The 11667-nt window shown below is 61.1% G+C and carries 9 protein-coding genes, 2 rRNA genes and 1 riboswitch (1 of these 12 only partly in view); of the genes, 6 read left to right on the forward strand and 5 right to left on the reverse strand.

Annotation, left to right across the window (positions count from 1 at the left end; translation table 11 throughout):
* The first annotated feature begins 56 nt into the window (after positions 1-56).
* From ABID44_RS14275 to ABID44_RS14290, 4 genes are all read left to right on the forward strand, one after another.
* Positions 57-719: a response regulator gene (locus ABID44_RS14275; RefSeq protein WP_354152391.1), complete on the forward strand. Its 663-nt coding sequence runs from the start codon at positions 57-59 to the stop codon at positions 717-719.
* Between the two features lie 113 nt (positions 720-832).
* The gene (locus tag ABID44_RS14280; RefSeq protein ID WP_354152392.1) at positions 833-1333 is read left to right on the forward strand and encodes a thioredoxin family protein; all 501 of its coding nucleotides are present in this window, start codon (positions 833-835) and stop codon (positions 1331-1333) included.
* 28 nt (positions 1334-1361) lie between these two features.
* Positions 1362-3188, forward strand: a complete 1827-nt coding sequence (gene dsbD, locus ABID44_RS14285) for a protein-disulfide reductase DsbD (protein WP_354152393.1) — start codon at positions 1362-1364, stop codon at positions 3186-3188.
* A 12-nt stretch (positions 3189-3200) separates the two neighbouring features.
* Positions 3201-4001: a prolipoprotein diacylglyceryl transferase family protein gene (locus ABID44_RS14290; protein ID WP_354152394.1), complete on the forward strand. Its 801-nt coding sequence runs from the start codon at positions 3201-3203 to the stop codon at positions 3999-4001.
* Positions 4002-4063: 62 nt separating this feature from the next.
* On the opposite strand, the gene ABID44_RS14295 is transcribed toward ABID44_RS14290, so the two are convergent.
* Positions 4064-5428 (reverse strand): ATP-binding protein, encoded by a 1365-nt coding sequence (locus ABID44_RS14295; RefSeq protein ID WP_354152395.1) that lies wholly within the window; start codon positions 5426-5428, stop codon positions 4064-4066.
* A gap of 262 nt (positions 5429-5690) precedes the next feature.
* Here ABID44_RS14295 and ABID44_RS14300 point away from each other — a divergent pair, with 262 nt between their 5' ends.
* Entirely contained in the window at positions 5691-6365 is a 675-nt protein-coding gene (locus ABID44_RS14300) for a DsbA family protein (RefSeq protein WP_354152396.1), read from the forward strand.
* 18 nt (positions 6366-6383) lie between these two features.
* Positions 6384-7103, forward strand: a complete 720-nt coding sequence (locus ABID44_RS14305; protein WP_354152397.1) for a L,D-transpeptidase — start codon at positions 6384-6386, stop codon at positions 7101-7103.
* Positions 7104-7294: 191 nt separating this feature from the next.
* On the opposite strand, the gene ABID44_RS14310 is transcribed toward ABID44_RS14305, so the two are convergent.
* The 4 genes from ABID44_RS14310 to ABID44_RS14325 form a co-directional block, all read right to left on the reverse strand.
* A complete protein-coding gene (locus tag ABID44_RS14310; RefSeq protein ID WP_354152398.1) occupies positions 7295-7960 on the reverse strand; it encodes a TenA family protein in 666 nt (221 codons plus the stop codon).
* A 130-nt stretch (positions 7961-8090) separates the two neighbouring features.
* Complete coding sequence (locus ABID44_RS14315) at positions 8091-8276, reverse strand: TenA family protein (protein WP_354152399.1); 186 nt, start codon at positions 8274-8276, stop codon at positions 8091-8093.
* A gap of 88 nt (positions 8277-8364) precedes the next feature.
* Positions 8365-8480: riboswitch (TPP riboswitch) on the reverse strand.
* A 227-nt stretch (positions 8481-8707) separates the two neighbouring features.
* A 5S ribosomal RNA gene (gene rrf / locus ABID44_RS14320) occupies positions 8708-8822 on the reverse strand.
* A gap of 186 nt (positions 8823-9008) precedes the next feature.
* Positions 9009-11667 (reverse strand): 23S ribosomal RNA (locus tag ABID44_RS14325); it runs 159 nt beyond the window's last position.

Below are 11667 nucleotides of genomic sequence, written 5' to 3' on the forward strand. Positions count from 1 at the left end.
TTAAGGCTGGCTTAAGCCAATAGGGTAAATCGGGGCGCTCAACCGGATGCAATGAGATGCGGCTGCTCATCGTTGAAGACGACGATATTTTGCGTGATGGGCTGAAGGTCGGACTGGCCATCGCCGGCTTCACCACCGACGCCGTCGCCACTTGCGAAAGCGCGATGGCGGCGCTGGAGACAAACACCTATGACGCAGTCGTCCTCGACCTGATGCTGCCGGACGGATCCGGACTGGATATCCTCAATTCGTTGCGCGGGACCCGCGACGAAACGCCGGTGCTCATGCTGACCGCTCGCGATGCGGTGGCCGACCGCATCAATGGCCTCGACAGCGGCGCCGACGACTATCTTGGCAAACCCTTCGATTTGGATGAGGTGGCGGCCCGGCTGCGCGCGCTCACCCGCCGCTCCAACGGGCGCGCCAGCGCCGAGCTGCGCTGGCGCGACATCACGCTTCTTCCCGCCAGCCAGCTTGCGGAACGCGCCGGCCGGCAGATCCGTTTGTCGCGGCGCGAGTTTACCCTGCTTCAGGCGCTGATGAGCCGCCCGGGCGCGATCCTGTCCAAGGCTCAACTGGAAGACAAGCTCTATGGCTGGCAGGAGGAGGTGGAAAGCAACACGGTGGAGGTTCACATTCACCACCTGCGCTCCAAGCTGGGACCGGGACTGATCGAGACGGTGCGCGGACTTGGCTATCGGCTTGGTCCGGAGCCCTGAACCGCGGTCAGGTCACGCTTTAAGCCTGACTTAAGCTTCAAGCCGCATTCCCGTACGAAGTGAATTGCCAAACGCGGACCCATACTCCGTCTGCGCGCAAGGAGAGACGTTCCATGCAGGACAGGTTCCTTCCTGACGATGCGGGCCCGAAACCGGCCACCCTCGCCGCGCAACCGGTGAACCGCCGCACATTTCTGCTCGGCCTGCCCGTGCTCGCGGGCGCGGGCGTTTTCGCCACCCCCTCGCCTGCCTCGACCTATCTGGTCGAAAGCGTTCCCCAATATCGGGCCGCGCTTGCCGATCTGGCGCAAACTAGGGCGAAGGCGCTTGTCGATGTCGGCGCGGAATGGTGCGCCTTCTGCAAGGTCATCGACAGCAAGATCCTGCCCGACAGGCGCGTGGCGGAACTGATGCGGAGTTTCGGCCTTGTCAGGATCGACGTCACCGTCATGACTGCCGATAACCGCGCCCTGTTGCAGCATTTGAAGGTGGACGGCCCACCCACGGTTTTCATAGTCGATGCAGCCAGCGGACGCGAACATGAAGGCACCCGCTCGCTCGGCAACTTTCCCACCGAAAACCTTGTCGCCCGCCTGAAGCCCTTTGCCGCCTGAACCGGCGCGCCAGCAAGAGAACGACACGTTGAGAAAAATCCTGCCCGCCGTCTGCGCCCTGCTGCTCCTTGTCGGTCTTTTGCCTGCCGCCGCGCAGCAGCCCGACCTGCTTCAGGCCGACGAGGCGTTCCGCCTGAAAGCCGTTCCCGCGCCGCAAGGTGGCGTCATTTTCGAATGGAAGATCGCCGAAGGCTATTATCTCTACCGTGACCATATCGAGGCGAAAGCAGCCGACGGGGACACGCCGGTGTCGCTGGAAACGGCTGAGGGGACCAGGGAAGACGATCCGAATTTCGGCGTCTCGGAAGTCTATTACGACAAGGCGCAGGCAAGCCTTGCAGCAGGCTCGGCGTCCGAAATCCTGCTCACCTATCAAGGCTGCAAGAAAGATTCGATCTGCTACCCGCCCGAGACCCGCAGGGTGAACCTCGACACGCTGGAAATCAGGACGGCTGGCTTAGGCTTCGGCCTGTTTGCCGATGCGACGCAACCATCTCAAACGCCAGCGCAGTCAGCCGAAACACCGGCCTCCGGTTTCAGAATCTCGCAGGAAGCGGCTTCGGGGGGGCTGGTCGCCTCGCTGCTAGCCGATGGCGGCGCGCTTTGGGTGGTGGGCAGCTTCCTCATTTTCGGGCTTCTGCTCGCCTTCACCCCGTGCGTTCTGCCCATGTATCCGATCCTGAGCGCCACGCTCGCCCGCTCAGGCGAATCGCTTGGGCCCCGCCGTAGCTTTGCCCTGTCGCTGGCCTATGTGCTGGCCATGGCGGCGGCTTTCGGCTTGCTTGGCGTCGCCGCCGCATGGTCCGGCCAGAACCTGCAGATCGCGCTGCAGTCGCCCTATGCGGTCGGCACCGTCGCAGCGATCTTCCTTATCCTCGCCCTGTCCATGTTCGGCCTGTTCGAAATCCAGCTTCCATCCGCATGGATCAATCGTATCGCAGGCGCCGGCGGCGGCCGGCGCGGTTCCCTGGGCGGGGCGGCGGCCATCGGCTTCACCTCGGCGCTGATCGTCGGTCCCTGCGTCACCGCTCCGCTGGCCGCCGCTCTCCTCTACATCGCCCAGAGCGGCGACGCCGTGCTCGGCGCAGCCGCCTTGTTTGCGCTGGGGCTTGGGCAAGGCCTGCCGCTGATCGCCTTCGGCGCTTTCGGCAGCCGCGCCCTGCCGAAAGCGGGCGGCTGGATGGAGTATGTGAAATATGTCTTCGGCTTCATGCTGCTTGGAATGGCGGTGTGGATGGCCTCGCGCCTGCTGCCGCCGCCCGTGACGCTGGCGCTGTGGGCCGTTCTGGCCATAACCGCCGCCGTCTTCATCGGCGCTTTCGACGCTCCGGGCGACGATACGACGGCCGGCCGCCGCCTGTGCAAGGGCGCTGGATTGGCATTGGCGCTGTATGCGCTGATCCTCGGCGTGGGAGCCGCATCCGGCGGCGGCGATCCGGCCCGCCCGCTGGCGCATTTCAACCTTGCGCGAGGAAGCGCGCAAATCGCCACGCCCGATTTCGCCGGTGTTTCCTCCGTATCGGAACTGGAAGGCGTATTGACCACCGCCGCCTCCGAAAAGCATCCCACGCTGGTCTATTTCACCGCCGACTGGTGCGTGACCTGCGCCGCCATCGAGCGCGACGTGCTGCCGGCCCCACAGGTCGCCGAGAGCCTCTCCGGCTTTCGCCGCATCAAGGTCGATCTGTCGCGGCTCAACGAGGCCAACCGATCGCTCATGCGCGACCTCGCCGTGATCGGCCCGCCGACGATGATCTTCTTTGGAACCGACATGGCCGAGGTCGAGCGCACACGACTGGTGGGTGAGGTCGACCTCAATGCACTGGTGGCTTCAGCGATTCAGGCCGGGAAATAGGGACCTGTCCGAATGAACGCCTTCACCATCGGGCCGTTGATGTTTTCGCCTGACCGTCTCGCGGCGGTGCTGGCCATAGCCACGTTCCTTGGCGGGGCCGAACTTCTTGCCCGGACCGTCGACAAGCGCTTCGCCGGCTGGTCATGGCGCGCGGCGCTGGCCTTTCTGATAGCGGCCCGCATCGGCCATATAGCCCGCCATTTCGACAGCTTCGCCGCCGAGCCCTGGCGTGTGCTGGCCGTCTGGCAAGGCGGTTTCATGATCAAGGCGGGCGTCGCGGCCGTGGCGGTCATCACAGTGCTGTATCTGCGGAGGCATCCTAAACTGCTGATCTGGACGCCATTTCCGGCGGCGGCCGCCGCCTTCATGGCCACGCTGGTCATCCAGCTTACGGCTGGCGTGCCGCCGACCCCGCTACCGCCCGGTTCCTACACGTCGCTTAACGGCGACGAGATCACCCCTTCGGCGCGTTCCGGCAAGCCGATGGTCGTCAATCTGTGGGCGTCATGGTGCCCGCCCTGCCGGCGCGAAATGCCGATGATGGCCGATGTCGCGGCAGCCAGCGAAGATGCGGCCTTCCTGTTCGTCAATCAGGGTGAAAACGAGGGAGCCGTGCGGTCCTATCTCGAACGGGAGGGGCTGAGCCTTGATCCAGTGCTGCTCGACGGGCTCAGTCGCTTCTCGCGCCATTACACCACGCCCGGCCTGCCGGCGACCCTGTTCGTCGGCGCGGACGGACGCCTACGCGCTGTCCACATGGGAGAAATCTCGCGCGAGGCGCTGCTGACGGGTATCCGGAAATTGCAGGAATAAAGCTTGGGGCAGTTCGTGCTGGAGCGCGACCCGATCCGGCGAGAAGCGGACAATGCCCCGGATCACGCAGCGGCCGCCAGCATCCGCGCGCTGCGCGCGGGAATGACGATGCCTGCGGCCAGCCCGCCCTCCCTGCGGTTGCGCAATTCCAGTCTCGCACCGGCGCGGACCAGCGCCGTTTCGACAATGCTCAGACCCAGCCCGCTTCCCACGGCGGAGCGAAAGCGGCCCCGGAAGAACCGTTCCGTCACGCGCGCCAGTTCTTCGTTGGGAATACCCGGCCCTTCATCCTCGATCCAGATGGCCACTTCGCCCTCCGCTTCCGAAAAACCGCAGGCGACATTTCCCCCCTCGGGCGAGTGGTGCAAGGCGTTTTCGATCAGGTTGCGCGCAGCCAGCCGGAAAAGCTCCGCCGGCATGCTCAACTGAAGGGCGTGCAAAGCCGGATCGATAAGGACTGCGCCGCCCTGATGGGCAGTGAGGTCGTCGGCCACGGATGTCAGTATCTGCCCCGCATTGAGCTGGTCTTCCATTACCGAAGCGGCACCGCTTTCAAGCGATGCGACATCCAGCAACTGCCGCACCAGCCGGCCTGTCCGGTCGACGCCCACCACGATCTGGGAAAGCGCGTTCTGCCGGATCGCGGGCTCTTCCGATGCAAGCGCGATCTGGGCCTGTGTCTTCAGCCCTGCCATAGGTGTGCGCAGTTCGTGAGCGGCGTAGGCAATAAAGTCCCGCTCTCGCTCGCGTGCTTCCGAAACGCGCCGGAACAGTGCGTTGAGCGACTTCACCACCGGCTGCAATTCACTGACCGCGCCGTCGGCTTCGATGGGGTGCAGATCGGATGCGGGCCGCAGTGACAGTTCTCCGGCAATGCGGCTGAGCGGCGTCAGCCCGCGCCCAACGCTCAGCCAGATAAGACCGGCCAGCACCGGCAGGATGAGCAACGCCGGCAACAGCAAGCCGAAAACGACGCTGTTGACCAGATGATCACGGAAATGGACGCGATCGCCGACCATGACCCGCACGCCCGCTTCCGGGTTGTCTACCGTATAGACCCTCCAGGTCTCGCCATTGAGGACGGTGTTGGAGAAGCCTTCCGCATGCTCCGACAGCCTGGCCTCCGGTGCGCCTTCGGACTGACTGATCAGCGCGCCGTCCAGCGACCAGATCTGGCAGGAAAGCTGGCGGTTATAGGCTTCATGCGGCTCCATCTCGATTCGGGGAACCGCGATCTCTCCGCCTGTGCCCAGCGCCCGTCTTGTGACCATCGAGTTCACCATGCGCGCCGCTTCCATCAGTCGCGCATCGAGCACGCGTTCAAGCTGCGCGCCGGTGGAAAGGAATATCCATGCCACGGCCGACAGCCACACCAGCCCGGTGATCAGAATCAATATTGCGAAGAGTCGGGTTCGCAGGGAACGCATCGGACTTTTCTCCGTTCGCCGCGCCACCTGCCGGCAGGTGACGCGAAAGCTTCATTGCCTCATGCCGGGGCCTTAAGGCAAACTTAAGAAAATGCCGCCACTTGCCCAAGCGGCAGCTGTGCGCTGCCGGCAACACCGCAATTTTTAAGCTATCGTGGTCTTTTCTTTCGCGGTTAAGCCTGCCTTAAGGTCCACGAAACCCTGTCGGCCCGATCATTTGAAATCGAGGCCGCCTGCCATGTCGACAAACCCACCGCGGATCATGCAGCAATTCGCAAACACCCGTTCCCGTGAAGCCTATGGCGCAGCGCCCCTCAGCCGACGCGCAGCGCTGGGTCTGCTTGCGCTGGCGGCCGCGCCCGGCTGGATCACAGACGCCCGGGCCTCCGAAGAAGACGGCCTCAGCACCGAGATGATCCTGAACGACCCGGCCGACCCGCAAGCCGGCAACGCCAGGGGCGATGTCACTATCGTCTATTTCTTCGACTACAACTGCCCTTTCTGCAAGAAGACCATGGGACCGCTGAACAAGGCCGTGAAACAGGATGGCGAGGTCCGCCTCGTCTACAAGGACTGGCCGATCCTCAGCTCCGCCTCAATTTACGGCGCGAAGCTGGCTCTGGCGGCCCACTATCAGGGCAAGTACAGCGATGCTCATCATGCCATGATGACCATCGAGGGTGGCAGGGTGCCGGAAGACAAGATGCGTAAGGCCGTGGCTGGCGCAGGGGTAGACATGGTCAGGCTGGAACGCGACATGAAGGCCAGAGACGCCGAGATCACCGCACTGTTGCGCCGTCATGGCGCACAGGCCGACGCGCTCGGCCTTGCAGGCACGCCGGTTTTCCTGATCGGCCCCTTTCTCGTCGCCTCCGCGCTCGACGAGGCCGGCTTCAGGCAGGTTATTTCCGACGCGCGTGAGCGCGACAGCAACTGACACGAAGGATTTCAGGCAATGACCGACGCAACGGACGGGCCGGCACGACGCGCTTTGACGGTACTGGCGCTCCTTGCCTGCATGGGGTTGGCTGCCTGCACCACCACCTCTTCGGAGATAGCGACGCCGCCGGGATTGCAGCCCACGCCTCCTGCGCCCGCGGTGACGCCTGCCTCCATCGAACAGGCCCGGTCCCCGGTTACGCCGCCCCGTCTTGGCCCGCGCCCGAATGAGCGCTTTCCGCTGCCAAATGAGGATCTGTCGGCTATTCCGGAGAAATATCACCGCCAGATGGTCGACTATCGGAGCGACCACGCGCCGGGCACGATCGTCGTCGATCCGGCCAACCGTTTTCTTTATCTCGTGCAGGCCAACGGCAAGGCGTTGCGCTACGGCGTTGGTGTTGGCGCAGCCGGTCGCGGCTTCAGCGGCGTGACGGATCTCGCATGGAAGCAGGAGTGGCCGCGCTGGCGTCCCACCGACTCCATGATCGCCCGCGCTCCCGAGCAGTACAAGAAATATGAGAACGGCGTCGAAGGCGGCCCCGGCAACCCGCTGGGCGCCCGGGCGCTCTACCTGTTCAAGGATGGCAAGGATACTTACTACCGCATTCACGGAACAACCCAGCCCACCAGCATCGGCAAGGCCGTGTCGGCCGGCTGCATCCGCATGCTCAACATGGATGTCGTCGACCTTTACCAGCGCGTGCGCCCCGGCTCCAAGGTGGTCATCCTGTAAAGGCGGGCCGGAATCGCTTGAACAAGCACCCAACATGAAAACCTCCCCGGTCGGGGTGCAGCCGGGGAGGTTTCTTCATTATGGCGCTCCGCATCCATTCAGGGGCGCAAGGGTCTTCTGACACTTTGGACGTGCGTCGGAACAATCAAAAACGGCTACATTTCCGGTCCGCCAATGTCGCCTTTTTTGCCCTATCCGGCGACGGCATCCAGCCCCATTTGCCAGAAATCCGCTTCCAGTCGCGCGGCCTTGCCGAACAGAATGGCCAGTTCGCCGAAGCGGCGTTCCGTCATCGAGCGCGCAGCCAGATCGTCAAGCAGCTTGCGCGAACCGATGGCGAGTTGCTGGAACGCTTCGCCTGCATATTCGCCGATCCACTCGCGATAAGGATGGTCCCCCAGCGCCTCGACGCCCTGCGGAGCGAGCGCTTTACCAATCTCGGCATAGCCGATGACGCAAGGGGCGAGCGCGACATGCAGGTCGAGCAGATCACCTGCAGCGCCGCAATCGAGCACGAAACGGGTATAGGCTACGGTCGCCTGATGCTCCTGCACTGAATGGAGCTGTTCCGGCGAAAGTCCCCAGCGCCCGCACAGCCGCACATGCAACTCGGTCTCGTCGAGTATGCCAGCCAGGCCCGCCTGCGCCGCTCTGATCTCAGGGATGGTGCGGCTCTTGTACGCCGCCAGAGCCCAGGCGCGCGAGAACTGGATCAAGAACAGATAATCCTGCACCAGATAGGCGCGGAAGGCTTCTTGCGGCAACGTGCCCTCCCCAAGTTGCTGAACGAATTTGTGCTCGACATAGCTCCTCCAGTCGACCTCCGCCGCCAACTTCAACCGTTCGAAAACGTCCATCTTCACTCTCCCTTCCGGTAGTTACGTTGAAAAAGGCCGGTTCCAGCCTCGCCGGCCATCAAAAGAAATCCCGGCTGTTTTCCGGTTCGGCTGGGCCAGTACGATCCAGTTCCGTACGCAGGTGGTCTATTCATTGGGCATGAACCAGGCTCAGGGAGCTGTCGGGAAAGTGATGGTCCTGCGCCAGGTGGGAAGATACCATCAGTTCGGTCGGCATTTCGCCCGCGAACAATTCCCGACCGAAACTGCACCCGATGGCTTTCATCCAGAGCGACCCGCTTTCAAGCCGGAGCATTTCGCTGGGGCGTTCTGTCATCTTGCTGTCCTTACGTGGAGGGCAGCGAGACCGCTTGTTCAAACTGGTTTCAGGCATGAGCGGCCTCGCAAGGAGACCGACGAAAGACAGCATTGACAATCGCCATCCCTTCGCCGGCATGATCCGGATCAGGTTCGAAGGGTCACCGCGCTGCTGGCGCCAGCGGTCTCTCAGCCCCTTGCCGGGGCTCCCCTTGGTGAGCTTTCTCTGTAGGAAATAAGCACCGGTCTGTCACCCCGTACGCCTCAAACAAAGGGCCGCACGGTTTCGGTGTTAAATGGCAAATTGATTTGCCTTCACTTCCCCGCAGGGTGGGGGCGAAACCACCGGATCGTGCCCACAACGCAAAACGCCGCCCCAAAGGGCGGCGTTTCAATCAGTAAATTGTTCTGTTCTGTGTGATCTGGAGAAGATTTTCATGCGTTTTGCAGACCTGGCAGCGACCTACTCTCCCGCGTCTTTAGACGAAGTACCATCGGCGCAGGGGCGTTTCACGGCCGTGTTCGGAATGGGAACGGGTGCAGCCGCCCCGCCATGACCACCAGGTCGGCAAAGCGCATGTTATCTGAGAAGCTGTTTTGTGCTGATGTTGTTAGCGAGCGAGGTCTGCCGCTTCGGGCAAGGCCCGCAAGCGCGACTGCGCGTCGCCGGTTTTCCGGCGCTCTCGCGGAGCATAGGCCCGAAGGGCCGCTCATGCGTTAGCGCTGGGTTTGATGAACATAAGGAATGAGAACGATCAAGCCTATCGAACTATTAGTACCGGTAAGCTTCAAGCGTTGCCGCTCTTCCACACCCGGCCTATCAACGTGGTCGTCTTCCACGGTTCTCAGGGAATACTCGTTTCCAGGTGGGTTTCCCGCTTAGATGCCTTCAGCGGTTATCCCGTCCGTATATAGCTACCCTGCTATGCGGCTGGCGCCACAACAGGTCCACCAGAGATACGTCCATCCCGGTCCTCTCGTACTAGGGACAGATCCTGTCAATATTCCTACACCCACGGCAGATAGGGACCGAACTGTCTCACGACGTTCTGAACCCAACTCACGTACCGCTTTAAATGGCGAACAGCCATACCCTTGGGACCTGCTCCAGCCCCAGGATGCGATGAGTCGACATCGAGGTGCCAAACAACCCCGTCGATATGGACTCTTGGGGGTCATCAGCCTGTTATCCCCGGCGTACCTTTTATCCGTTGAGCGATGGCCCTTCCACGCGGGACCACCGGATCACTATGACCGACTTTCGTCTCTGCTCGACTTGTCAGTCTCGCAGTCAGGCAGGCTTATGCCATTGCACTCAGCGAACGATTTCCGACCGTTCTGAGCCCACCATCGCGCGCCTCCGTTACTCTTTAGGAGGCGACCGCCCCAGTCAAACTACCCACCATACATTGTCCCGGACCCGGATAACGGGCCGCGGTTAGACATCCATAGTAATAAGGGTGGTATTTCAAGGGTGGCTCCACCAAGGCTGGCGCCCTGGCTTCAAAGCCTACCACCTATCCTACACATGTCACTACGAATGCCAATGTAAAGCTATAGTAAAGGTGCACGGGGTCTTTCCGTCTAACCGCAGGAACCCCGCATCTTCACGGGGAATTCAATTTCACTGAGTCTATGCTGGAGACAGCGGGGAAGTCGTTACGCCATTCGTGCAGGTCGGAACTTACCCGACAAGGAATTTCGCTACCTTAGGACCGTTATAGTTACGGCCGCCGTTTACCGGGGCTTCGATTCAAAGCTTGCACCTCTCCTCTTAACCTTCCGGCACCGGGCAGGCGTCAGACCCTATACGTCGCCTTGCGGCTTCGCAGAGCCCTGTGTTTTTGATAAACAGTCGCTACCCCCTGGTCTGTGCCACCCTCTTACGGTTGCCCGCAAAAGGGTCACGCTTCTTCCGAAGTTACGCGTGCAATTTGCCGAGTTCCTTCAGCATAGTTCTCTCAAGCGCCTTGGTATACTCTACCAGTCCACCAGTGTCGGTTTCGGGTACGGGCTATAAGGAGGAGCTATTTCCCGGGACCGCTTCACTGCCAGATCAATCCGATAAGACCTGACAATACACGCGATCCGTCACTACCTCCAGGCTCACGAATATTAACGTGATTCCCATCGACTACGCCTTTCGGCCTCGCCTTAGGGGCCGGCTAACCCTGCTCAGATTAACTTTAAGCAGGAACCCTTGGACTTTCGGCGGGGGAGTCTCTCACTCCCCTTACGTTACTCATGTCAGCATTCGCACTTCTGATACCTCCACCGCCCCTCACGGGTGCGGCTTCATCAGCTTACAGAACGCTCCGCTACCGCTCGTCTTGCGACGAACCCTAAGCTTCGGTGTATGGCTTGAGCCCCGTTACATTTTCGGCGCAAAGACCCTTATTTAGACCAGTGAGCTGTTACGCTTTCTTTAAATGATGGCTGCTTCTAAGCCAACATCCTGGTTGTTTTGGGATCCTCACATCCTTTCCCACTTAGCCATAACTTGGGGACCTTAGCTGTAGGTCAGGGTTGTTTCCCTTTCCACGACGGACGTTAGCACCCGCCGTGTGTCTGCCGACTAGTACTCCCCGGTATTCGGAGTTTGGTTAGGATCAGTAAGACGGTGAGTCCCCATAGCCCATCCAGTGCTCTACCCCCGGGGGTATTCGGTCGACGCTCTACCTAAATAGATTTCGCGGAGAACCAGCTATTTCCGAGTTTGATTGGCCTTTCACCCCTAGCCACAAGTCATCCCAAACTATTGCAACAGTTATGGGTTCGGTCCTCCAGTAAGTGTTACCTTACCTTCAACCTGCTCATGGCTAGATCACTCGGTTTCGGGTCTAATGCGTCGAACTGAACGCCCTGTTCAGACTCGCTTTCGCTGCGCCTACACCTACCGGCTTAAGCTTGCTCGACACACTAAGTCGCTGACCCATTATACAAAAGGTACGTAGTCACCCAGGACGAACCTTGGGCTCCTACTGTTTGTAGGCAACCGGTTTCAGGTACTCTTTCACTCCCCTTGTCGGGGTGCTTTTCACCTTTCCCTCACGGTACTAGTTCGCTATCGGTCATGCACGAGTACTTAGGCTTGGAGAGTGGTCTCCCCATGTTCAGACAGGATTTCACGTGTCCCGCCCTACTCAAGGACTTATGTTCGCATTACGCATACGGGGCTGTCACCCACTACGGCCCTCCTTTCCAGAAGGTTCTGCTTGTCTCACATAAGCCACTGGCCTGGTCCGCGTTCGCTCGCCACTACTAGCGGAGTCTCTGTTGATGTCCTTTCCTACGGGTACTTAGATGTTTCAGTTCCCCGCGTTCGCCACTTTACCCCTATGTATTCAGGGTAAGTTACCTAATAACGATACTTGGAAACCACAGCGGCGAGCCGAACCGAAGTCCAGCCT

Source organism: Aquamicrobium ahrensii (assembly GCF_040545755.1).
GTDB classification, from domain to species: Bacteria; Pseudomonadota; Alphaproteobacteria; order Rhizobiales; family Rhizobiaceae; genus Mesorhizobium; species Mesorhizobium ahrensii.